The sequence below is a fragment of the Pseudomonas sp. NPDC079086 genome (assembly GCF_044542155.1).
Lineage (GTDB): Bacteria > Pseudomonadota > Gammaproteobacteria > Pseudomonadales > Pseudomonadaceae > Aquipseudomonas.
In genome coordinates this window covers 324,084-346,312 of record NZ_JBITTY010000001.1, presented here as the reverse complement: position 1 = coordinate 346,312, position 22,229 = coordinate 324,084, and the positions used below count along the sequence as shown (strand labels likewise).

General features: G+C 57.0%; 27 protein-coding genes. 6 read left to right on the top strand and 21 right to left on the bottom strand.

Annotated elements, in window-relative coordinates:
- Nucleotides 1–6: 6 nt before the first annotated feature.
- The 3 genes from ACIGEK_RS01710 (at nt 7) to ACIGEK_RS01700 (ending at nt 4,958) form a co-directional block, all read left to right on the top strand.
- Complete coding sequence (locus tag ACIGEK_RS01710) at nt 7–3,270, top strand: type I restriction endonuclease subunit R (RefSeq protein ID WP_397491664.1); 3,264 nt, start codon at nt 7–9, stop codon at nt 3,268–3,270.
- Nucleotides 3,271–3,978: a M48 family metallopeptidase gene (locus tag ACIGEK_RS01705; RefSeq protein ID WP_397491663.1), complete on the top strand. Its 708-nt coding sequence runs from the start codon at nt 3,271–3,273 to the stop codon at nt 3,976–3,978. It begins immediately after the preceding gene.
- 611 nt (nt 3,979–4,589) lie between these two features.
- On the top strand, nt 4,590–4,958 hold the full coding sequence (locus ACIGEK_RS01700; protein WP_397491662.1) for a hypothetical protein: 369 nt from the start codon (nt 4,590–4,592) through the stop codon (nt 4,956–4,958).
- A gap of 222 nt (nt 4,959–5,180) precedes the next feature.
- Here the strand turns inward: ACIGEK_RS01700 and ACIGEK_RS01695 are convergent, their stop codons facing one another.
- From ACIGEK_RS01695 to ACIGEK_RS01665, 7 genes are all read right to left on the bottom strand, one after another.
- A complete protein-coding gene (locus tag ACIGEK_RS01695; RefSeq protein ID WP_397491661.1) occupies nt 5,181–5,420 on the bottom strand; it encodes a hypothetical protein in 240 nt (79 codons plus the stop codon).
- Nucleotides 5,421–5,594: 174 nt separating this feature from the next.
- A complete protein-coding gene (locus tag ACIGEK_RS01690) occupies nt 5,595–5,987 on the bottom strand; it encodes a hypothetical protein (RefSeq protein ID WP_397491660.1) in 393 nt (130 codons plus the stop codon).
- Between the two features lie 31 nt (nt 5,988–6,018).
- Nucleotides 6,019–6,309 (bottom strand): hypothetical protein, encoded by a 291-nt coding sequence (locus ACIGEK_RS01685; RefSeq protein ID WP_397491659.1) that lies wholly within the window; start codon nt 6,307–6,309, stop codon nt 6,019–6,021.
- A 37-nt stretch (nt 6,310–6,346) separates the two neighbouring features.
- Nucleotides 6,347–6,772, bottom strand: a complete 426-nt coding sequence (locus tag ACIGEK_RS01680) for a hypothetical protein (protein WP_397491658.1) — start codon at nt 6,770–6,772, stop codon at nt 6,347–6,349.
- 648 nt (nt 6,773–7,420) lie between these two features.
- On the bottom strand, nt 7,421–7,711 hold the full coding sequence (locus ACIGEK_RS01675) for a hypothetical protein (protein ID WP_397491657.1): 291 nt from the start codon (nt 7,709–7,711) through the stop codon (nt 7,421–7,423).
- 10 nt (nt 7,712–7,721) lie between these two features.
- Nucleotides 7,722–9,677 carry a hypothetical protein gene (locus tag ACIGEK_RS01670; protein ID WP_397491656.1) on the bottom strand — a complete coding sequence of 652 codons (1,956 nt, stop codon included), beginning with the start codon at nt 9,675–9,677 and terminating at the stop codon, nt 7,722–7,724.
- Nucleotides 9,678–9,917: 240 nt separating this feature from the next.
- Entirely contained in the window at nt 9,918–10,163 is a 246-nt protein-coding gene (locus ACIGEK_RS01665; RefSeq protein ID WP_397491655.1) for a hypothetical protein, read from the bottom strand.
- A gap of 857 nt (nt 10,164–11,020) precedes the next feature.
- Here ACIGEK_RS01665 and ACIGEK_RS01660 point away from each other — a divergent pair.
- The 3 genes from ACIGEK_RS01660 to ACIGEK_RS01650 all read left to right on the top strand — a co-directional run bounded on the left by ACIGEK_RS01660 (nt 11,021) and on the right by ACIGEK_RS01650 (nt 12,872).
- Nucleotides 11,021–11,494 (top strand): hypothetical protein, encoded by a 474-nt coding sequence (locus ACIGEK_RS01660; RefSeq protein ID WP_397491654.1) that lies wholly within the window; start codon nt 11,021–11,023, stop codon nt 11,492–11,494.
- A complete protein-coding gene (locus tag ACIGEK_RS01655) occupies nt 11,491–12,405 on the top strand; it encodes a site-specific integrase (RefSeq protein ID WP_397491653.1) in 915 nt (304 codons plus the stop codon). The genes ACIGEK_RS01660 and ACIGEK_RS01655 overlap by 4 nt, the downstream gene beginning before the upstream one ends.
- Before the next feature lie 71 nt (nt 12,406–12,476).
- The gene (locus tag ACIGEK_RS01650; protein ID WP_397491652.1) at nt 12,477–12,872 is read left to right on the top strand and encodes a hypothetical protein; all 396 of its coding nucleotides are present in this window, start codon (nt 12,477–12,479) and stop codon (nt 12,870–12,872) included.
- Nucleotides 12,873–12,890: 18 nt separating this feature from the next.
- Here the strand turns inward: ACIGEK_RS01650 and ACIGEK_RS01645 are convergent, their stop codons facing one another.
- From ACIGEK_RS01645 to ACIGEK_RS01580, 14 genes are all read right to left on the bottom strand, one after another.
- Nucleotides 12,891–13,151 carry a bacteriocin immunity protein gene (locus ACIGEK_RS01645; protein ID WP_397491651.1) on the bottom strand — a complete coding sequence of 87 codons (261 nt, stop codon included), beginning with the start codon at nt 13,149–13,151 and terminating at the stop codon, nt 12,891–12,893.
- The gene (locus tag ACIGEK_RS01640; RefSeq protein WP_397491650.1) at nt 13,148–14,407 is read right to left on the bottom strand and encodes an S-type pyocin domain-containing protein; all 1,260 of its coding nucleotides are present in this window, start codon (nt 14,405–14,407) and stop codon (nt 13,148–13,150) included. The genes ACIGEK_RS01645 and ACIGEK_RS01640 overlap by 4 nt, the downstream gene beginning before the upstream one ends.
- A gap of 227 nt (nt 14,408–14,634) precedes the next feature.
- A complete protein-coding gene (locus tag ACIGEK_RS01635) occupies nt 14,635–15,213 on the bottom strand; it encodes a helix-turn-helix domain-containing protein (RefSeq protein WP_397491649.1) in 579 nt (192 codons plus the stop codon).
- A 353-nt stretch (nt 15,214–15,566) separates the two neighbouring features.
- Nucleotides 15,567–16,634, bottom strand: coding sequence for a site-specific integrase (locus tag ACIGEK_RS01630; RefSeq protein WP_397491648.1), 1,068 nt, complete (start codon nt 16,632–16,634; stop codon nt 15,567–15,569).
- 268 nt (nt 16,635–16,902) lie between these two features.
- On the bottom strand, nt 16,903–18,045 hold the full coding sequence (gene xerC, locus ACIGEK_RS01625; RefSeq protein WP_397491647.1) for a tyrosine recombinase XerC: 1,143 nt from the start codon (nt 18,043–18,045) through the stop codon (nt 16,903–16,905).
- Nucleotides 18,042–18,254 carry a DUF4224 domain-containing protein gene (locus tag ACIGEK_RS01620; RefSeq protein WP_305593207.1) on the bottom strand — a complete coding sequence of 71 codons (213 nt, stop codon included), beginning with the start codon at nt 18,252–18,254 and terminating at the stop codon, nt 18,042–18,044. The genes xerC and ACIGEK_RS01620 overlap by 4 nt, the downstream gene beginning before the upstream one ends.
- A 75-nt stretch (nt 18,255–18,329) precedes the next feature.
- Nucleotides 18,330–18,575: a type II toxin-antitoxin system HicA family toxin gene (locus tag ACIGEK_RS01615; RefSeq protein WP_397491646.1), complete on the bottom strand. Its 246-nt coding sequence runs from the start codon at nt 18,573–18,575 to the stop codon at nt 18,330–18,332.
- Nucleotides 18,572–19,810, bottom strand: a complete 1,239-nt coding sequence (locus tag ACIGEK_RS01610) for a phosphoadenosine phosphosulfate reductase family protein (protein WP_397491645.1) — start codon at nt 19,808–19,810, stop codon at nt 18,572–18,574. The genes ACIGEK_RS01615 and ACIGEK_RS01610 overlap by 4 nt, the downstream gene beginning before the upstream one ends.
- Nucleotides 19,807–20,184 (bottom strand): ASCH domain-containing protein, encoded by a 378-nt coding sequence (locus tag ACIGEK_RS01605; protein ID WP_397491644.1) that lies wholly within the window; start codon nt 20,182–20,184, stop codon nt 19,807–19,809. Before ACIGEK_RS01605 ends, ACIGEK_RS01610 begins: the two co-directional genes overlap by 4 nt.
- Nucleotides 20,181–20,504 carry a hypothetical protein gene (locus ACIGEK_RS01600; RefSeq protein ID WP_397491643.1) on the bottom strand — a complete coding sequence of 108 codons (324 nt, stop codon included), beginning with the start codon at nt 20,502–20,504 and terminating at the stop codon, nt 20,181–20,183. Before ACIGEK_RS01600 ends, ACIGEK_RS01605 begins: the two co-directional genes overlap by 4 nt.
- Nucleotides 20,494–20,691, bottom strand: a complete 198-nt coding sequence (locus ACIGEK_RS01595) for a hypothetical protein (protein WP_397491642.1) — start codon at nt 20,689–20,691, stop codon at nt 20,494–20,496. The genes ACIGEK_RS01600 and ACIGEK_RS01595 overlap by 11 nt, the downstream gene beginning before the upstream one ends.
- Nucleotides 20,684–20,956, bottom strand: a complete 273-nt coding sequence (locus ACIGEK_RS01590; protein WP_397491641.1) for a hypothetical protein — start codon at nt 20,954–20,956, stop codon at nt 20,684–20,686. Before ACIGEK_RS01590 ends, ACIGEK_RS01595 begins: the two co-directional genes overlap by 8 nt.
- Nucleotides 20,949–21,203: a hypothetical protein gene (locus ACIGEK_RS01585; RefSeq protein WP_397491640.1), complete on the bottom strand. Its 255-nt coding sequence runs from the start codon at nt 21,201–21,203 to the stop codon at nt 20,949–20,951. Before ACIGEK_RS01585 ends, ACIGEK_RS01590 begins: the two co-directional genes overlap by 8 nt.
- A gap of 60 nt (nt 21,204–21,263) precedes the next feature.
- Nucleotides 21,264–22,223 carry a hypothetical protein gene (locus ACIGEK_RS01580; RefSeq protein ID WP_397491639.1) on the bottom strand — a complete coding sequence of 320 codons (960 nt, stop codon included), beginning with the start codon at nt 22,221–22,223 and terminating at the stop codon, nt 21,264–21,266.
- Between the last annotated feature and the right edge of the window lie 6 nt (nt 22,224–22,229).

Below are 22,229 nucleotides of genomic sequence, written 5' to 3'. Positions count from 1 at the left end.
TAGGTCATGTCGGAATACACGGAGGTTGAGCAGCCATTTCTGCAGCAGCTGCAAGCGCAGGGCTGGACCGTCATCGACCAAGGTACCGTCATTCCTCAGGACCCCGTGCCAAGCCTGCGCGCTAATTTTCGCCAGTGGCTTCTACCTGAGGTTTTCGATGCAGCCGTACGTACCATCAATCGAACCGATGATGGTCGGCACTGGCTAACTGAGAAGCAGCTGGATGACCTGCGTGGCCAGTTGTTACGTCAACCCAACCGCACGCTGTTGGAAGCCAACGAAGCCGTGCAGGCGTTGTTGTTTAAGGCGCAAGTGGATAGCAACGAACTGACGGGCGAAGCTGACCCAATCGTTCGTTTGATCGACTTCCATACGCCTGAGAACAACCAGTTTCACGCGATCAACCAATTCCGTATCGATACGCCGGGCTGCGTGAGGGCCTTTATCATTCCGGACATTGTGTTGTTCGTGAATGGCATCCCGCTGGCTGTGGTGGAGTGCAAGAAGGGCTCTGCAACCTGCGCCAACCCCATGCAAGAAGCCTTTGTGCAGTTGCAGCGCTATATGCGCAAGCGCAAGGAAACTGCAGCGGCAGGTTTGACGGAAGGCGAACCGCGTCTGTTTCACAGCAGTCTATTGTTGATCCGTAGCTGCGGCCTTGAGGCGGATTACGGCACGATCACCTCGGGTGAAGAGCACTTCTACGGCTGGAAGACGCTCTACCCGGCTAATGATGCTGCTAGCGAGGGTATTAATGCGCAGCAGCGACTGATTGCTGGCATGTTGAGCCGGCAGAATCTGCTGCAGATTCTGCGCACCAGTTCGGTATTTATGGACACCGATGGTGGGCCGCGGATTAAGGTTGTGTGCCGCTATCAGCAGTTTCGTGCCGCTAACAAGATCATTGAGCGTCTACGCAGCGGTAAAACCGCTATGGAGCGCAGTGGCGTTGTTTGGCACACCCAAGGCTCGGGTAAGTCCCTGACCATGGTGTTCCTGGCGCGCATGCTGCGCGCCAGCCGCGATCTCAATGACTACAAGGTGATTCTAGTTAACGACCGCCAGGATCTGGAGGAGCAGCTAGGGGAGACCGCCACTTTGATTGGTGGGCGAGTCAATGTGATCGAGACTCGTCAGGATCTGCGTAAGCACCTAGCCACAGAAAGCTCCGACATCAACATGGTGATGGTGCACAAGTTTCAGGAGCACAAGCAGGCGCTCACCAATACGGTGGCTGAGGCATTGGGTACTTACCTGGCGATGCCCTCCGGTAAGACCTTTGGCGTGGTGAACACCTCTGATCGAATCATTTTGATGATTGATGAGGCGCATCGAACCCAAAGTTCGGACCTGGGCGAGAACCTGTTCGAGGCGTTCCCCAATGCGACGCGTATCGCCTTTACCGGCACTCCGCTGCTGACTGAGCGTCATGGGGAGAGGAAAACCCACAAGCGTTTTGGTGAGTACATCGACACTTACCGGTTGCTGGACGCGGTAAACGACGGTGCCACGCTGCAAATTCTGTATGAAGGCAAAACCGCCGACAGTGCGCTGACGGAAAAGCACGCATTTGATCAAGCCTTCGAAGATCTCTTTCGTGATCGTAGTGAAGAAGAGCTGCTGGCGATCAAGAAGAAATATGGCGCAACGGGCGACATCCTTGAGGCTGAGAACCGTATCAACGCGATTGCGCGTGATCTAGTCGGCCACTACATCGACAACATCTTGCCTAACGGTTTCAAGGCTCAGGTGGTCTGCCATTCCAAGCTGGCGTGTATTCGTTACCAAGCAGGCATTGAAGCTGCAATTGCTGAGCGCATTGAGCAGGAGCAGGTCAAGACTGCGCCGGATGCTGACTTGCTGCGGCGTCTGCGCTTCCTGAAAACAGCTGTGGTGGTGTCTTCGGACGGCACCAATGAGGCGGCTTTTATCACCCAGGCGCGTAAGCAGGCTGCGCGAATGGGAGCCGTTGAGAACTTCTGCCGTGGCTTTGATCTGGATGACCCAGACAAGGAGTACACCGGCATCGCCTTTTTGATCGTCTGTGACATGCTCTTGACCGGTTTTGATGCGCCGATTGAGCAGGTGATGTACATCGATAAGAAACTGCGCGAGCACACCTTGCTCCAGGCGATTGCTCGTACCAATCGGGTGAAGAAGGGCAAGCAGCGTGGCTATGTGGTGGATTACATCGGCTTGGCCAACCACCTGACCGATGCGCTTACGCTGTATGCAGCTAGTGATGAGTTACAGGAGCTGCACGACGGGATGCAGAACATTACGTCTGAGCTGCCTGTGCTGGAGGAGCGTTATCAGCGATTGCTGCAGCACTTCACTGCGCTGGGGGTAAGGAGCATCGCTGCTTTTGTTACGGGCACTTTGTCTGACCTTGAAGCTGATGCTGCTGTGGTGCATGAAGCGGTGAAAGCCTTGAAGGATGAAAAGCTGCGGGCCGACTTCGAGGTGTATCTGAAGAAGTTCCTGATGAGCATGGACATCATCCTGCCGCATCCTTCGGCCCAGCCTTATCGTGTGCCTGCCAAGCGCTTCGGTTACATCCTGCAGGTCACCAAAGAGCGTTACAAAGACGCCAGCCTCGATTTGGGTAGTGCCGGTGAAAAAGTGAAGGCGCTTATCAATGAGCATCTGATCAGCCTGGGTATCAACCCTAGGGTCGAGCCTGTGGAGCTTTTGGCTGAGGACTTTCTTGAGAAGTTGGCGGCACATTCCGGCAAGAACGTTGAGGCCAAAGCCAGCGAAATGGAGCATGCCATTCGCAAGCACTGCACGGTTCACCACGATGAGGACCCGGCTTTCTTCAAAAGTCTTTCCGAGAAAGTCGATGCGCTGATCGAGAAGCATCAGGATGAGTGGGACTTGCTGGTTGAGAAGCTAGCGGAGCTTCGCAGCGAGGCCGTTGCAGGTCGCCAGAAAGGCGAGGAGGGTATGAGTAAGGAGGCCACCACGTTTTATGCGCATATCATCCAGGTTGGATTTGCTGATGGCGTTGTCGCCGGGGGCGATAAGGTCAAGTTCAAGGCCTTGATGGAAACGACGGTGGATTTGCTTCAGGAGACCATAGGCAGCATCGACTTCTGGCAGAACCCTGACAAGCAGAAGCGCATTCGCGGTCTGCTCAAGACGGAGATAAGCAAAACTGGCATTGATGAGCTCAAACAAAACCGTGAGCGTGTTGCTATTGAAATTATGAAGCTGGCCAAGAACCGACATGATGAGTTGACCCGTATCGTGCGGGCGGGAATTGTATGAATGCAGCTGCGCAAAGTACGAGACATTGAATATCAGCTGTTGCCAGGTGCTGAGCGTCAGACAACGGATATCGTGATTGAGCGAAACGGCTTGGTCACGGTTCGCCCACCCGTACATATGACCCCGGACCAGGTAGATGCGACTGTTTTCAGCAAGCGGATGTGGATTTACCGTAACCAGGCCGACTGGCGTGATCTCAACGCCACACGTGTAACGCGTGAATGGGTTAGCGGCGAGTCCTTCCTCTACTTGGGTAGTAGCTACCGTCTTCAGTTGGTCCCAGAGCAGGACGAGCCACTGAAGCTCAAAGATGGCCGATTCTGCTTGTTACGGTCAGTCGTGGATGCAGGCGGCGAGGAGTCTGCCCGAAAAGCGTTTGAATCCTTCTACAAAGACAAAGGACTTCCTCGGCTCAACAAGCGAGTGGATTTCTTTGCTGGCAAGGTGGGCGTGAAAGCGGGTCGTATTCAGATCAAGGACATTGGCTATCGTTGGGCGTCATGTCTAAAGAGTGGCGATCTGCATTTTCACTGGAAGTGCCTGATGGCCCCGCTGACCATCATCGACTACATCGTTGTCCACGAGTTATGCCACCTGCATCATCGCGATCATTCGGATGCCTTTTGGAACGAGGTCGACAAGGTGCTGCCGGATTATCGTGATCGGAAGGAGTGGTTGCGAGTGCGCGGTGTAGAGCTGGATCTTTGATGCACTAACCAATTTAGTCTTGGATAGTTAGTGCTTTGCCAAAGGCCTTCCGCCCCTTAATGCCTGCAACTGCCCATCGCGCGTCTAAGCCGAAGTTTTGACACTGTCATTTGGACTAGTGTTCGATTTATAGCAACGTAACGAAATAATAATTTATCGTTACGTTGCTATAAATTAACTATGGTGTAAGGCATAGAAAAAATACCGTGACCGATCAAGTCGATAATGATGGTCAGCTCCCTAAGAAGGACGCCAAACGAGGCCGTGGCCGCCCAAACTCTGGGCAGGCAAAGAGTAATGCAGACAGGTAGAAAGCCTATCGTAAGCGGCAAAAAGAGTTATGTAACGATAAATCAGGGAATGGCCAGAGTGCCAAAATTGAGCTGCTGCAGAGGTTGTTGTCTGAAAGCGAGGAAGAGCGAATGTTGATTGGACAGTGAAGGGGGCGGTCTGGGTGCCTTGGCCTGGGCCAGATTCGGTGCGGACATTCCGTTGCGGGAAGTGGTAGCGAATATCCCGACAGACGGTCGATTTATAGTTACGTTACGATATATTATTTATCGTTACGTAACTATAATATGTTTCAGAAGCAACGCACAGGAGCTGCCGCCATGATCGACCCTACCAACAACGCCACCCAGCAACTGCCGTCAGAGCCCGTAAGTCGGGGTCGCGGGCGTCCATCCACCGGCCAAGCACTCAGCAATGCAGAGCGGCAGAAAGCCTATCGTCTGCGGCAAAAACAGTTATGTAACGATAAATCAGAGAATGGCCTGAGTGTCCAAGTTGAGCTGCTGCAGAGGTTGTTGTCTGAAAGCGAGGAAGAGCGCGTTCGGTTGACCGCAGAGCTCAACTTTCAGAAGGGCCAGATCATTGTGCTGGACAAGCAAAACGAACGCTTAAATGTATGGTTCGGAAATGCTTATGTCGAACTAAAGAAGCTCGGATTTACCGACTTCAATGCGCTGTATGACGTCTAGACTCTAGTGGACGGTAAGGAAATAGTGCCCAGTCGGTAAGCCTCGGCAACGCGTTCGCAAATAGTCACAATCCGCTCTGGCTCAGACTTCAATCGGCCGGGTGGGTCAACTTTCCATCAGCACCAACGCCTTGATGGAGCCAATAGCAGCCATCGCACAGGATCTGCTTCTGGAGAGTCACGGAACTCTCCCGAAATAAAAGAGGGCGGAAGTCCATGGGTATTAGCCTTGGATCAGTCGCACCGACAACTGCTCCAATCCTAGTGACTCAACCACGTTGGCCACTGCATCCAACGACTTGAATTCACGAGCGCCGCCACGTTGCAGCTGGAGCGGTGCCTCAGCTGAGCCGACACGCACCATCAGCACCCAGCCTGTCTGACTCCGGCGAGCGGTTAAATCACTGACCGAACCAGCAGCGATCAAGGCGCGAAGGGTCTGCTCTTGGATTATGACGGACACAAAAAACCTCCCAAATAAAAGGGGGCGGAAGTCCGTGGGTATTAGCCACAGATCATGCCGCCCCTCAATCACCAGCAACGAGCCACCTCACCGGCCTAAGCCGCCCCTCCGTGGATCGTCATTAACGCTGTTTGATAATCATAACAGAGTTTTGATTGGTTGGAGCACACCAGCTTAGGTTGCAGGTTCAGCGATTACCTCCCAGCTGAATGGCGAAATTTCACCTAGGCCACAACCGTCATACGTTTTCCTGCCGGGACTATTGGGCAGAGCGTCAATGAAAAACCGGTTATCCATTTCGCTCAGAATCAGATCGCCGCACTGTGCCGCTAGCAGGAAATCTTGTCGTCCGCGCATGCCCGACTCAACCTTGCCGCGCCAATCTGCTTCCAGATTTATTGCGACCTGGCCGCCAACAATTGAGCGGAAGGTGACCTCTCCCGATTGCAAAATAAGCAGATAGCTACCGTCCGCGGTTGGATTCATTCGATCTGCCACCTTTTCGTCGTCGGAACAGCCCTGCAGGATCAGGCCCGCAAACAGAAAAAGCACTGCTTTATGTCTCATCACAATTTCCTTTTATTGATGCTGGTTAGAGTTATATCAGCCCGACAACTAGGCAGAACAGATCATGGCCGTGCGCGCCAATCGCACCGCCTGCAAAGCCGGTTGCGTACATGCCGACGTACCCCGACAACTCATGATGGCCGAGGCGTCGCAGGTGGTTGCACATAAGCATTGCAAGCGGGATCGACGACAGGGCCCACCATAGCCCAGGCATTGTTGGACTCAGCAGACCGATTAACGCAAACAGGGCGGCATGACCTGCGATAAATGCCACGAACGCTAGCGCAATTGGGGACCGAATCTCGGCCTCGACTTTCGACATAACACACCTCCAGCAGTTGATTTGAGAGGCTCTAGGGTCACACTCGCTTGAGCGTGCCAGCAGATGCTGAAAACACCGGGAGCCAAAATAAATCTGGGGACTGCACTGCGACGTAAATCGACTGAAATCCATTTCGCTGGTACCAACACAGCGCTGGTACCAGGTTGCCCGCGACGTCGGCGCATATCGGGGGCATTGAGCTGCCTACAGCGATGACCTCAAACCGCCCAGACTGCAGATCAAGATCGAACGCCACGGCCTGACCAAAACCTGCTGACAGCGCTGCTCCGGCCATCACGCGCGTTGCTGTTTCAAGATCGAGCACCAGGGCGAGACCAGGCCTAAGGTTTGCAGCCAAGCGTTGCTCGAATGGATTACGCGGCCTTAGATAGGGCGAGCGATTTCCGGGCTCGAAATCCCCACACTGCAGGTACTGCAGATCGACATTATCGTCATCGATCATCGGCGCCTCTCCTCTCCTCTCCTCTCCTCTCCTCGGCTCGCGCGGCGTGCTGCGCACAGCGCTCGGTGCAGAACGCCCGCCACCAGATCCGCACCAGGCCTAATAACGCAGCGCCACTGCCGGACAGGTCGTTGCTCGCTCTCGCGTGCAACTGATCGAGGCCGGCAACCAGGTGCAGATTTTGCTCAGCAGATAGCAGACGGCTCTCTATGCCCTGAGCCAGCCAGCACCGTAGGCTCAGCATGCTGACTCGAACAGCGCAAACGCGATTGCCGCTCGTTCAGAATCGCCGGTGCCGGCGAGCGCATTGACCCGCGCAGCAAGCTGCTCAGCATGCAAAAACGACTCTAATTTGGGGTGAACGAGGGTGACTGGCGGTATTTGTGAGTTGTTGTCATCCACCCCACGGAGCGGTAATCGACGGTTACCAGGGGTAGTTGGCGGTATTTGAGGGTGTGATTGGGGGGTGGCCAGTCAATACCGGCCAGTACAGGCCCATCCGGCCCCGCAACGACATGGACAGCACAGCAGCTCGCCTGCTGCAGCTGCGCGTCGAGGTCGAATACAAGTTCGGCGGATATATGGGGAGCGGAGAAGGGATGCATGGTTGGGCCTCACTATTGTGGTGAGGCCCAAGGTTAGGAGCGGTTACAGCGTGCCAGCAGAGGGATGCGGGGCAATTGCAAACGCGATTGAGCTGCGCAGCAACTCACGCTGCTCGGCGGGGTCTGCGGACAAATCCTCCTCCCAACAACTGAGCTTCAGAGCAGCCAGCGCCTGCTCTTTAGACTCATTGAGCAAGCTCAACAACACGTCACGCATCAGCTCATCATCTGACGATAGTGCGGCTGCGCGAATGACGTAATCATGAGCGCCGAAACTCTGGCGAGCATCTACTGGCAAATCACTGACAGCGACATTTTCGGTTTCATCAGGCATCACGTTACTCCTAGGCTTCCGGTGGTGGATTTAGGTTTGGTTCATACCTTTGTTTTGCCTCCTCGGCGGCCAGCCGATTCAGACGTTGGCGCATCCCGTTAAAATTTTCGGCAGCAGATTGTTTAGAACCACTTTTTGCACCTGCGGCAGAACCGCCGCCGCCACCCGATCCACCACCGCTGCTATGTCTCTCAATAACTCCAGCTGCACCTCGCGAGCCACCGCCACCATTCTGCTGTGCTAATTTCGCAGCTCGCTCAGCGGTACTGGCGGCCTGCCCTCGGATACGCTCGATTCCGCGCCCTAATGCGAATCCCATTTGAGCAATCGAAGCGGCCCCTTTGGCGAAATCAGTTGTAGTAGCAACAGCACTACGAGCAGCCCCCGACAATTGGGTGATTGAAAACTTGGTCAGTAGACCGGCAAAAAAAGTGCTGGCGACCACGATGAATGGCCCTCCTAGCGGCAACATGCCGAGTATCAGATCTGAGGCACCGCCGCCGCCGTTCCAGCCTGCCGCCATGCCAGCCTGGTATACGGCGGCTCCGGTCAGTGCAATCGATAGCCCTACAGTCAGGGCTTGAGCAAACACAATTGCGAATGCGGAAAAGAGCACTCCGGATGCCCATCCTGTGATTGACTCGACGCCTACCACTGGTGCAATCAGCAGGAACACTGGAGCGGCCATCAGTAGGAACCACAGTAGAGCCCCAATACCGCCGATAAAACTGGGAATCAACGTGTACATTTCATACCACGCGATTTCATTTTTAACGGCCTGAGTCACGGCAACAACGCCGCCAACCGCATGCCCAAGCGATCCGCTATCAAGCACACCACCGCTCATAGAGCGGTTAATAACACGTTGTAGTGCCTGGGCAGCTCCAAGCCGGCTAGCATCAACATTTGCTCTCTGCCCGCTGCTCACTGTGCCGCCTGTTGCAATCAGAGCGCGGTACGCCTGTTCCGCGCCAAACTGTGCGAGGCGGTAGGCATCCACACAACTCCCTGGCGAGAATCCCTGCGCGGCTTGCTGCCCATCCTCCTCTGACCAGGCATCAGGACGAATCTCAAACCGCGCGTCCGCGTGACTCAAATATTCGTTTCTTCGTGCTGGTTCATCCTTTACCTCATCAGCTCTATAAACCGACGTCCAATACCCATCTTTGGGAAGCAAATAGGGGGTACTCGAGATGAACCCCCTATTCTCGGCCTCAAGAATTGCAATACCAGCTGCCCTACGTTCACGGATGGCTTCGGCGTCAAATACACGCTCCAATGCATCCCCAGTCGCGCTATTTGTCTTGCCGCTCACAAAATCTACCGCCCCGTCGTACAGCTTCATCATCTGTGCAACGTGCGTTATCTCGTCGTCTGGCATACCCAGGCCGGCACCACCAGCCAGGCCAATTGCGTGGTACGCGCTCAGATTTCCAGCCTGTTCTCGTGTTCGTATTACGCCGCCCTCTGGCCCACACTGTTGGTTGTAGTCGCGGATCAATCTAGCTAGGTCAGTGCCTGCAAATTGGTCTGCAGTTCGATCAACTGCGGCCTGCGTTGCGGCCTGCGCCGGCAGTACTCCACCATCAACCTTCACATGCTTAAGAAGGACCCCCATCGTTTCAGCAAAAATGCCCTGGACTGACAGAGATGCGTTGTAACCCAGCGCGGAAATATTAGTGACCGGAACGGTGCCGGACTCAGAGATTTTGATATCGGCAGGCTTCAGCCCCCAGCTGAGGGCTAACCAAACGGCCGCACTGGTAAACAGGGCATTCAGCAGATTCCCTTTGGAAAGATTCAGGAGAAGGAGGACCGCACATCCGTAAAGCACGGGTGTGACTTGCCGGCGGGAGGCTTCGGCCATCGCTGCAAAAACTGGCTGGGTCAGAACGATCATGCTCGTGACAATCTCGTTCCATTCAACAAACAGCCAATGGAATCCCGCCAGGTTTTCAGCGTTCATTGCGACGCCGCCGATTTTTTAAGCGCCAACTAATTGTGACTACCCAGGACACTAGCCAGGCATAAAGCACGGCTCTACCGACACTCGCGAGGCGATTGATCAACCAACCCATTCCCTGGTCATCGCGAATCGATAACAGCAGGGAGGGAAAAAACGGTCCAATCGCGGGAATGATCAAAAGAATCAGCAGCAGGAGAAGAGACCCAAACCCCAGGACACGGCGAAATCGAACAGCCCAGATCATGACTGCCACCCAGCCACTGCACCTTTACGGATCAGCACCTGCGCGACAAAAACAGCGGCAGTACACACAACCCAGAGGATCAGCGCGGCCAATATGATCCTGGAGAACGCCACCCATCTGACGGTTAAAGCGGGAAGCGACATCTGCAGATGAATCGCTGGCGTCATGGTCAACAGCGACAGCGGCAACCCTGCCGTTGCAATGCATCCAAGGGCATATTTGAGGGCAATCAGTCGGCGCATTTTTCACTCCAGGGCATGTGGTTTATGCGGCTATCGTCCCCCGCCAATCTGCGTGCCGCCAGCCAAAACACCCTCGCCAACCGATAGCAAAACGGCAGCGCTGCGCACTGCTGTTGCTGCGCAATGAACCTCGCCACCGGACATACGTCCGCCGCCGGTTCCCCGCTGTGCGGCGCCCCTCCTTCAATGACTTGGCGCGGAGCGCCGCTTTTTTTCCGGCAGCATGCTGCCGCTATGTACGGCGTCTGCGCTTCGCTAGACCCCCTACATAGCGGCAGCATGCTGCCGCTATGTACGGCGTCTGCGCTTCGCTAGACCCCCTACATAGCGGCAGCACTCAGACATCTGCGCATATTTAACATGCCACATTGACCAGCCATTTTTGATGGGTAGGATTGAGTCATCCAACCGAGCGTCTCATCTAATTGAGCGCTCACCCGCCACCTCGCCGAGCTCTCTCGTTCGGGTGGCGGTGGATAGGTGATGGCATGTGCTCTCACGGCTATCACCTAGCCTAAATTCAGCTCCGAATATCGGAACTGAATGACGGCAAAACCCCATCCAGCTTGGCAACTGGATCGGCAGCAGTACCGCCCGACACCGCCGGCAGATCGTTAATCTCCGGACCTGTGGATGCCTGCTCAGCTATCCAAAAGGTGCAACAGAGCAAAAGCGCCCGCCGGGTGTCCATCAGCGAAAGCAGATGCTGGGCCCAAAGCCCTGACACAAAAGCGACGCGAATAGCTCACGAGCAAAACAGTAAAAAGGTGCCTAGCACGCTGCCCACCGGCAGAGAGTCTCAACTGGTCCTAGGACGAATGAGGCAAGGTCACGTCGTTACGTGATCGACCGACTGAATGTCGCTATTGATTCGAGCGCAGGTTTTGGTTTTGCAGCTCATCAAATCGGTGATATCTGGTTCAGTCGTGTTCAATCTTACAAATGGCACGACTATGCCCTCCGTACTCGATCCGCATAAAGCGGACCTGCTGCATCGCCTACGACAGGGGTACACGCAGCGCATGCTGCTGCTTTACCTCCACCATGAGAAAGCGATTCAAATCGATCAGGCCAACCTCTCCCGCTGGTTATCTAGGCAGAGTGCCAGCCGACTTCCACGCATCGTTCCAGATGATGAGTTCGCGCACTGGAGAGCCCTCTGCAGCATGGGTAAACCACCCCAAACCTTCCAACGTACGCTGTCCCGCTGGCGGGGGCTCATCATCAAGCTGCGTAAACAGCAGAGTTCGCTCTATCTCATTCTTGAAGAGCTAAAGGCACGCGGCGTAAACACATCCATCCGTAGCATTCGACGAGAGATAAACCGATGAGCAAAAAAACGCGCAGCATCAAAAAACATACATTCGCGAAGCCGTCGACCCAAGCCAAACGAATCTGCGTCGACATGTTTAAAAGCCGCGCGATAGCGTCCATCGGAACCTCTCGAAATTATGCAGATGGCTTGGCTAGGTTCGGAGAATGGCTGCGTGATAACCGGTGCGGCCCGCTGGATCAGGCCGCATCAATTTCACGGGCCGAGCGATTTCTAGCTGAACGTGCGAAGGCAGTCGGCCAAAAAACATTGGATCGCGACCGGCAGGCCTTGGAAGCGCTTCTCAGGCACAACGGAAAACTTGACGAAAAATGCCGATTGCCAATGGTCAGATCCGAAAAACAACAGGTTCTGAAACCACGCGCGTATTCGCCCGATCAGGTCCACGCGATAAAGGCTCGAATGGCTCCACATAACCAGCTCGGCATGGAAATCGCGCACGCTGCAGGCTTGCGCGCTCACGAGCTATTTACGCTGGCTCGCCTAGATGAGGCGACGGCTGACGAACGTAAAGCCGACCCTTCGAAATTTCTCGGGCTGGAAAATTTCACGCGCTATTTGACCACCGGTAAGGGCGGGCTGACTCGCGAGGTGGCCATCCCAAATCGCCTGGCGGAACGGTTAGAGGCGCTGCGTCTCGACGAACCACGCACCCGGCGTGACCGTGAAATTCTGTATCAACAGCGGTATGGCGTAGGCGGGGGGAGAGCCCTGAGTCAGTCGTTTACCGATGCCAGCAAAGCCGCACTCGGGTATTCAACAGGTCTACATGGCCTGCGGCATTCCTATGCGCAACAACGACACTTCGAGCTGCAGCTGCTTACCGGGGACCCGGAAAAGGCGCTCGAAGTTGTGAGCCAGGAGCTTGGTCACTTCCGACCGCAAATCACCGAGGTGTACTTGCGGTGATTCGCATAAACCCAGCGCACATACCGCTATCAGCGTCGGTCCTGTTCTGCGCCGGCGCTGTGCTAAGTGGAATGGTCGATGCAGACCAGGTTGCGCAGCATTGGACGATTGCGTCGTTGTTCCTAATAGCCGGGTTGTTCGGCGCGCTGCTGGTGTTGTACGCATCCACAATCTGCCCGCTTCAGACTGATCTCGCTACCGAAGTTCGGCAGCGAGTTGATGCTGAATCGCGCCGGCAGGCTGCTGAGCAACGGGCAGCAAAAGCAATTTTGGCATGCGATATCAAGATTGATCAGGTCCAACGACAGGCAGCAGAACTACAGCGTAAAACGGCCTGCGTCGACGAGCTCGGTGCCGAGTTGCATGCACAACGGTTACAGCTCGATCAACGCCTGCGCGAAACCGCGCCAAAGCCAAAATCTAGGCGGGGTGGTGGCAGCGACCGTGGCGGCCCGCCGAAATTCTGAGCACCTATGCTAGAACGACTATGCACCTTTGAAGTTGGGTAGCCCGTTGGCTAGACGCCATTTTTTGACCGTTTGCAGTATCCCTTGGGGAGTATCGTCCGCTCCGCTTTCTGGGTAGAAAATGAGGTCAGAACCGGCGGGGTGTTCGGTAACCTGAATGAAGTTCTCCAGCAAATTGTCCTGGTATTCCTCCCCTCCCGTAGCACTACAGATTTCCTCAACCAAACGTAAAAATTCAGCTTCGGTGTAGTCTGAAATGTTGTCTTTCAGAGTAATCATTGCGGGCCTCTGTGCGTGTCGATGTGATGCTTGGGCGTCATAGCGCGGATGTTATCTACGTTGTAAACCTCACCACCTTTGGAAATAGGCGTTTCGTGATGAAGTTCGAAGGAGCGCCGTTTTCCTACGGTATCAATGAACCTTGCACGCGGTGCGAGCCCTTCTGCCATTCGTGACCTGTTGTTGTCGTTGAACTGGCTGCTGAGGGCAGCATCTGCACTTACTGCCACCCAGAATGCCTCTCTGAAATCGTCGAAGCTGGAAAACTCCCGTCCTCGGAGTTGGTCAGCAATCTGGGACGGTATTGGAGAGCCCAGCGCCTTGCCCGCACCCTCCAACCATATCCCGGTCACATCCTGGCCTTGGCCAGTAACGACCCCAGGTTGATTGCGAACACTGAGCACCACATAGATCGGCGGAATATCAGTGGCCGGAAACCAAATTATGGCGTCCTGGTAGTCAGGCGGATGTACCGGGTTAACCAGCGCCTTGTTGGACTGCTCAGTGGGCGGATAAACCCACACCGACGGCAATTTCGGTGCACCCTCAAGCGCGGGAATACCTAACTCGTTAGGGTCAGCGGCCGGTGTCCAAATTACCTCTATCCCCTGCCCTAGGTCGGCCACAAATTGCTCGCCACGCGGGGTGGCTTTGATGACTTGGGCGTTTTCCCACTCCGGGTTGCGACCCGTGTAAAAGCCGTAGACATCGATTGTGTCCGCAGACATCTGTTGGACATGGACGCGAACCCGCGTGCGCCCCAGGTTAAGGCCGTGGTACTGCTCTTTGGTGTAGAACGCGCTATCCGCCGATATGCTGTTGTTCGGCAGCAGCATGCCAATGGTGCCAACAACAGCACCTGCCGGCATCACTGCGGCCCCTTCAAGAAGGCCAAGCGATAACGTACCGCCCAAGCGTGTGGCTATTGTGGTTGCTGCAGTCGAACTACCGATCAACTGAAGAGGCGTGCCGCCCGCACTGATTGGAGTACCAGTACCCAGGACAGCCCAGTCTCCATAACTCTTCAACTGCTCAAGGGGGACGAAACTACCAGGGTTGTTATGATTGATCTCGCCATCCGGCAGGTTGCACGATTTGGCGAACACGCAACCGACTGGTTGCGCCTTTTCAACAACCTGCTCTGGCTGTTTTGCCAGAACCAACGGTCGTTGGGGTTGTTTGTCAAAGTCACCGTTGTAGGGCTCGATCACCGGCGCGGGACGCTTGCCCCGGTCATTGGCTACATATCCACTCATCTCATCGTTCCTTCGATCAGCCTTCAGACCAGAATCTTACATCCCTAGTTTTATCGTTGGCATGTTCCTGAACACATATTACGAGCATGTCCTGTATGGAATGACGGTCTGTTTTTAAATCTCTTCTTGTTAGCACGACGTGGGCGTCCGTAGAGAGGCTATGAAGCCGGACGCCGGTGTCCTGAGTTCACAATGAATGACGACATGGATGACATATGACTTGGACGTCATATGTCGCCCATGTCGTCATTCTGCTGTGGCTTAATACGTCTTAGGTGCTGCTCCAGGAGCCGCCCCATTCTGCCGTCGATCCCCTGTGCAGAAGTAAGGTCGCGCGAGGGGGCGCGTGGGTCGATAAGTTCGACTGTGGCCGTTGTGGTTGTAGTAGTCGTCGTCTCGAGCCGAATGTGTAGCTCGGGGTGAGCCTGACCACTGCGTGCGTGTTCAAGAACGTCGCCAAGGCCCCTAACGCCGAACGGCCGATATTGCCACTCGACGTTAGAACCATTAACCGAGAATTTTTCAATAATCCGATATCGGTTTTTCCTGCCTTGGCGCTCTCGGCTTAGCAACCCTGCTCGCTCAAGTGCCTCGAGATGGCGTTGGACCTGGCGCGGGCTGTGGCCGGTCAGTTTTCCAATCCGATCCAGACCAGGCCAGCAGATTCCGTCCTGAAGGCCAGCGTGTCCCTTGATCGCGATATACGTTTTCAGTGCGCCGCCATCCAGCGTGCTTAGTGTCCCGTCGAAAACCATTTCTTGAAAAACATGAAACCAACTCGGTGTGGCTGATTTTATAGAACTCATCAGTCACCGCTCCTCGCGAGCACTTCAGCAACATCGCTCGCGCGGTAATAGACTCGACGGCCAATCGGCAGGCGTGCGGGCTCAAATAGATCCTTTACAGCCCCTGGTGTGTGGAGCGCTGCTTTCATACCGCCCGGTTTACGATGTAGTACGGTAGCCAGGTTATCTGGTGTGAGCAGCGGCCCAAAAAGTTCGAGCAACTGGGCTTCTATGGTTGGCCGTTTTGTTGGAGACATGGAGAGTTCTCATTTTTTATGAATACACTCCAACAACAAGTTTTTTGTGTCCAAAACCGGGTATGAAAAGCGAGTCTGAGCGAAAAAGAACAAAAATAAGCTCATTCAAGGAGCTTTTTACGAGTGAGGGGGTTTCATATTGTCCAATCGGTTCACCAGGCGCTCGCCGCGTAGATGCGTGTAGCGCTTCACCATCTGCATCGACCGGTGGCCACTGATTGCTGACACTTCCTGATCCGTTAGCCCGCCCTCTACCAGTCGGCTCACTGCCTCATGTCGAAGGTCGTGAAAGTGCAGGTCGGCCAAGCCCAAGCTCTTTTTCAGCGTGCCCCAGACTTTAGTGAAGGCATAGGCCCGCCGTTTACCGTCCCTACCTGGCTCGCCAAAGAACACGAGGTCGCAGTCGATTGGTCGAATAGGATGTGTGAGTGCCTGCCTGAATAGCGCTGTCGCTGCCAGGCTCAGTGGGACTGTCCGGGTGTCACCATTTTTTGTGTGTGACAGCCGCACAACCCGCCGGTCCAGATCGACCTGATGCCGCCGTAGGCCTGAAATTTCAGACGAGCGCATGCTGGTCTCTAGTGCGATTCGAACTATCCAAGAAAGCATAGGGTTGCTGTGGCTATTCACGGCTGCCAGCAGGCGGTGCTCCTCCTCTGTAGACAGGCGGCGGTCGCGACCCTGACCGGGGCTGGGCTTGCGAATATTGGCTACGGGGTTGAACGGGAGGCCAATACGCCACTCCTGGATCGCCACGGTGAACAGGTGGCTGAGCAGGGCCAGCTCCAGACGCACTGAGTTGTTGGAGGTTAGGGTTCCTCGACGGGTTTTCTCTGCTAGTCGGGCATCGCGATAGTCCGCAATGATGTCTGCGCTCAGAGCGGCTAGCGAGTATTTGCCGAGGCGACTGATCAGAAGCTTAGCTGTGGCGTGTTCGCTCTGATTTGTTTTAGCCGCCTTGGTCGGGCTGACCTCGGCTAGGTAGCGTTTCAGCGCAGATTCTAAGGTTAGACGTTCCGAGCTGCTGCGCTCAATGAACACGCCCCTGACCATTTCGTCCTCGGTACGGCGTGCCCAGTCTTCGGCGTTACGTTTGGTACGAAATGTCTTGGAAGTTGTCGGCCAGCCGGTTTTACGGATGACTGCTTTCCAGGTGCCAGAGGGGGTTTTGACGAGGGTTGCCATAGAGTCTCCGAGGTATGTTCGGTACGGGACTGTACCGAAACTGTACCTCGGGACCTACTGATTACGGGGTCGCGAACTGCGAGTTGCCGTAAAGGCTTGGTTTGTATGGTGCCGGCACCAAGAGTCGAACTCGGGACCTACTGATTACAAGAAAACCCCTTACTGCCTGTGAATCATACACTTAGGTGGTTTCTTGTTACGTAAGTGGTGCGCTAAAGGCCGGATTCCATGCGGAGTCCGGCCTTATTGTTACGCAGGTTTGGAGGGGTTATTGAGCGGAGGGGGCGACAGTCGGCACGCTTAGGTCGTAGATGTCGAGCATCGATTCGTCACGGTGGCCGCTGGCTTGCTGCTTGTCTGCCCTGGTGCCGGGCGTGTCGGTGATGCCGCGTCGCTTGAGGTCGTGCAGGCCGAAGCGCTGCTCGGTGGTAATGGCGCCGGCTTCGATGGCGTTGCGTATAAAGCGGTTCCAGGCCGTGTCCAGCCCTGACTTGCCCAGTGCGCCGCCGTGCTCGGCGGTGATGATGTAGCGCTGCTCGGGGTTGGTCGGTACCGCAGTGCCCCGGGCTGCCCATATCTGCGCGCGGCGGGCCTTGGCGGCTTCCCATGCTGCACGTAGCCGCGGTGTCCAGCTGACCACGTTGTCGCGGCTGCCCTTGCGCCGGTTGGTCATCACTCCATCTGCCAGCTCGTTGGCGTCGGTGAGGGTGACGACCTCGATCCCGCGCAAGCGGCAAAGGTAGGCCAGCTCCATCACATAGCTGAGGTGAGGTGGCACAGCACCCAGCTGGCCGCGCTTCAACTGGCCCAGCTCGCGTGCGCGGTCGATCAGGATCTGCATAACGGCTTGAGACGGTAGGCGGCGTTGCTTGCGCTCCACCGGGGCTTCAATCCCTAGCGCAGGGTTGCTGTCCAGGTAGCCTCGGTTGCGGCCCCACTGCATCACCAGGCGCAGGTAGCGCAGAACGTGGGCTGCCTTCGAGGGCGTACCCTCGTCGGCGATGCGGTCGATAAGCCGCTGGATCAGTGCCGGGGTGAACTTGCGCACACCCAGTTCGCCCATGGGCTTTTTGATTTTGGTGGGGATGTTGACCAGCACGTCGCGCGCCCAGGTGTAGCTGTCCTGGGTTTTCGGCTTGAGTCGCTTGAACCTGGCGCTGTCGTGGTACTGCTGGCACAGGTAGTTGAGGCTCTCGCGGTCGACGCCGTTGCGCAGCTCCATAATCTTGTGCAGATCGGCCAGGGTGGCCGTATTGATTGCGATGTTCTGCCGACGCTGTTTGCCGGCCTCGTCGCGGTGCAGGGTGTACCAGGCACCCTTACCGCGATGATCAAAGAAAACGGCCGCTGGGATAGCGGCCTGATCGATGTGTGTGGGGATGTGCGGGTTGTGCTTTCTGGTTCGCCTCATAGGATCTCGACGCCGTACTGCTCCTGGTGTGCTGCCTTCAATCCGCCGGCCTGGTTGACCAGCTCCACCGTAGTCCAGGGGCCAGTGCGGCCCCTGAATAGGCGGATGCCCTGATCGCTCAGGGTCCGTTCCACATCTGCCCGCCGTGCGTAACCGGTGATGCGCTTAAGATCCTCGAAGGTCAGCACGCCGATGGTATTCCCATTCATAGCAGGGCCTCCAGCTTAGCTCTGGAGGCCCACAGCCAACGACGAGAATCACACACCTGCGCTTCTCGCATAGGCTCAGACATTGGCCACCTCCACCACGCGGTAGCCGTCTGCTCTGGCGAGCATGGCCACGGCGTTGCGCACGGCTCGCCAATCGCTCGGCGTGCTGCTGGTGTGGATGATCGGCCGGCCTGGCTTGACCAGGCGCAGGTGGCCACCGTTGGTTTTGGTGATTTGCCAGCCGTGCGCCTTGGCGTAATTGAACAGCGGCCACAGGCGTTTGCCGCAGCGCCGGCCGGCGGTGATGACAAGGCGGCTCACGATTGCACCTCCAGGAAAAGAAGGGGCTGCACGGAGCCGTCCGCGTAGACCTTGTCGAGCGGGGTAGTAGCGACTGGCTCGTCGCCTTCCCAGCCGTCCGGCCAGGTTTCGGCGGCGATCAGTTCGCGGATTCGCGCCTCTTCCTGGGCGTTAATCATGTCCACCTTGGGGCGGCCGAGGCGTTCTGCGGCCTCGTTGATTTCTGCCTGGATGCCGAGCAGGCGATCCAACGCCATAAGCCGAGACGCCAGCAGAATCGGCCCCATGCGCTGGGGGTTGGCGGCGATGCTGCCGTCTTTCAGTCGCTCGATACCGACCTTGCGCAGCCTGTGCTGTGGTTCGCGCAGCTCGCGCCAGAGGGGTTTGATACCCTTCATCGGTGCTAGATATGCCCATTGCGGACTCAGCAGGATGGTATCTAGCGCGGCATCCTTGCTTGCCAGCGGGCAGCCTGTGCAGCCCGTGCGCGCATTGATTTCCTCGGCTTCGTCGCCACCGTAGGCATCGGCGATAGTGGCCGTAGACCAGTCGCCGAACTCAGCTTGTGGCGCCCAGTGCTTGAGCCACTCCCACACATGGCAGACTCGCCAGTGCAGCAGCGGTGCCAGTGTAGCAAGGCGCCCTTTCAAGCCTTTGGCTTCGGGCAGCATCTTCTGGTACCACCCCTGGCCACACTCAGCGCCGTCCTTGCCGCAGCTCATTTCAATGCGCTTATCGCGGATTGCGCTTTCGCCCTGGCGCACACCGGTGATCATCAGCACATTGCCTTCGAGCTCGGCAAGGCGCCGCTCAAGCGCCTGGGCCATCGGGTCAATTTTGATCTGCCGGGTACACCAGCGCAGAGTGTTGTTGTTCGGCGGCGGTACGCCACGCCCAAGTATGTAGACCATAAAGCGCTTGTCCATCGGCGCCGTGACTACTTCTAGGTGGATACCGCGCTCTTGCAGCTCGTCCATGATCTGGCTGGCAGCGTTGGCCAGGGGCAGCAGCTCCTGGCGAGTGTCTGCGTAGAACACGGTGAGCGTTTTGGGCGCCTTGATGCGCCCGCTGTCGATCAGCCAGATGATCAGGGTCAGCGTGGCGCTGCTGTCCTTCCCACCTGACCAGGCGATGCCCCAGTGGTCATGGTCAGCACCATAGGCTTGCAGGGATTGAATCGTCAGCTCAATGCTTTCGGTCATCTGCAGGCGCTGGGCGCCGCCGGCGAATATGTCGCCTTGCCGTAGTGAGCTCATGCGGCCACCTCCTGGTAGTCCACGTCGAACAAACCCAGCCGCCCCTTGCAAGGCATGAACGGCAGCGGCTTGGCGTTCGCCAGCTCGAAGCCGTATTTGCCGAAGAACCACACCGACGGGCTGTCGTCGATGCAGCCCGTGACGGTGGCCTGGCCGACAATGCCGCCGCGCTCCAGGTCGTCGAAGATGGGCAGGGTGATTGCCGCCTTGCTGCAAAGGCTGGCGGCGTCTTCGTATTCGGCGCGGGTCATGCCCTTGGCCGCGTGGATCAGCAGTGGGCCACGATAGCGGGTGGCCCAGGAACGGTTTTCCAGTGGCTTGTAGCCGTTGACGATCAGCCAGGCCCAGGGCTGGCGAATGCTTAGGGCTTTCATGCCACACCTCCGAAACGTGTCTTAGCCTCGTTGCAGGTTTCCTCACGGGTGTGGCAGATGCCGCAGTTCGGGCAATGCGCCTTGTCGCTGGTGTTGGTGGCCAGCTCGCCGGTATGGGTGAAGCGCGAGCAGCCGTAGTCCAGCCCCTTGCTGGGTTGTTCCTGGAGCAAGCCGGGAGCCAGACCCAGTTTCTTGGCCAGGTTCTCAGCAGCCTGTGTAGCCCCGGTGGTGCAGCTGGCAGTGGGCTTATGTCCGCTTGCCTTGGCGATATAGGTGCCAGTGCTCTGGCGGACGTTGATGGCTACGGATTTAGCGAGCATGGCGACGACCTCCCTTGGCTTTTTTGGCTTCCACGTTGGCCATGTAGGTGGCCCACTCGGTGCTTTTGGTTTGCTGGCGAATGCGGCTGCATTTGGCGTGTTTGCCGGTAGAGCGTGCATGGCCGCAGATGTCGCAGATGCTGGGTAGGTCCAGGCGGTGGCCGTTAAGGGATGGGCGCTCACGCATGAGGCACCTCCACCGCGTAGACGGTCATGTCGCCCAGATTTGCGCCCTTGTTGCGGCGTATGCGCTTGAGGTGCTGGAAGTGGGTGGCGTCCGCACCGAAGAGGAAAACCACCGACTTGGCGTCGGGGTTGCCAATTGCGCGCAGGCGGTCGAGCAGCCAGGTGTAACCCGCTGGCTCGGTGATTTCATGGAACGGCTGGCCCTGCGACTCCAGGTCGGCCATGAGGTCGACGGACTGTTGCAGGGTGATCTGCTCGTTACGCATTGATCACCTCCGCCTCGATAGCCTCTACGAGTTGTTTCAGGCGGTTTAGGCTGATGGTGAGCGGGAAGTCCATGTCGTCGGTATAGATGCCGATGCCGGCCTCAATGCCGCGCGGCGAAGAGACAAAGCAGAGTTCGAGCTCAACGCCATCGGGATAGCCGCTGTCCTCAATAATGCTGTCGATGATTGAATCAAGGTCAGACGTGATAGCCTTATCGGCGCTGACTTCTTGGGGTTTCACTTGCATGGTGGTTCTCCTTTGGGGTTGGTTCGGCCCTGGTGGGTTGCCGCCCACCGGGGCCATCTTTTATGCCGCCACGTAACCGGCGGCTGTCTTGCTCAGCAGGCCGCGCTCGGTGGCCTGCTGCATCAGCTTGGTGGCCTTGTCGCTGCCCATCCGTAACGCCTTCGCCACTTGCCTAACGGCCACTTTCTGCCCGCTTGGTGTGCTGGTGATCAGCGTCAGCAGGTCAATGGGCAATGCGTCATCTACTGCCGTTCCCGGCGTTGTTTCCGTATGTTCCTGGGGGCGTTCCTCGGTGCGTTTCTGACGTACCTGTGCGGTTGCACGGGCGGTTTCGGTAACGGGTGCGGGGCGCAATGCGCTGAGGATCAGGGCCGGCACCACTTCCAGCGCCAGGGCGAAGCCGAGACAGAGCAGGGTGGCCAGTTGCTGGGGTAGGCCTGCGGCTTTGGCCGGTTGGCTCAATAGCGCGGTGAGTTCCTGCGATGCGTTGTCGCGCCGCACCTGGGCGGCGTTGCGCTGGGTGTCAATGCGGGCAAGGGCGGCGCTTTCCAGCTCCAGGGCGCGGCTGACCATGCCGCGTTCGCGCAGGGCGTTGGCTTGGTGATGGACGGCGGCGGCTTCTGCGTCGAGCTGCTGGATGCGTGCGGCGTCGGCGCTGCGCAGCTCCAACAGGTCGGCCTGGCGTTGCTCAAAGCGCGCCTGGTGTTCGGCCTGGCTGGTGATGATGGAGGTCATGAGCCGGTCATAGGTGGCCCAGCCGGAAACGGCACCCAGGGCGAGGGCGCTGACCATCATCAGCAGCGCGGCCAAGGTTCGTCGGGCTGACAGCAGCATCAGGGCCAGCGGCCAGGCGGCGTACTTGAACAGATCCAGCACCACGGCGGCCGAGGCGAACAGGACGGCCAGCACGGCGTTGTCGATCAGTGCGGCGATGGCCATGGCCACCGATGTGGCTGTGACGCCAGCGAGGGCAGCGACCATGGCCAGCAGAGGCCAGCGGTGGTGGGGTTGTAGGTGCATGGTGGT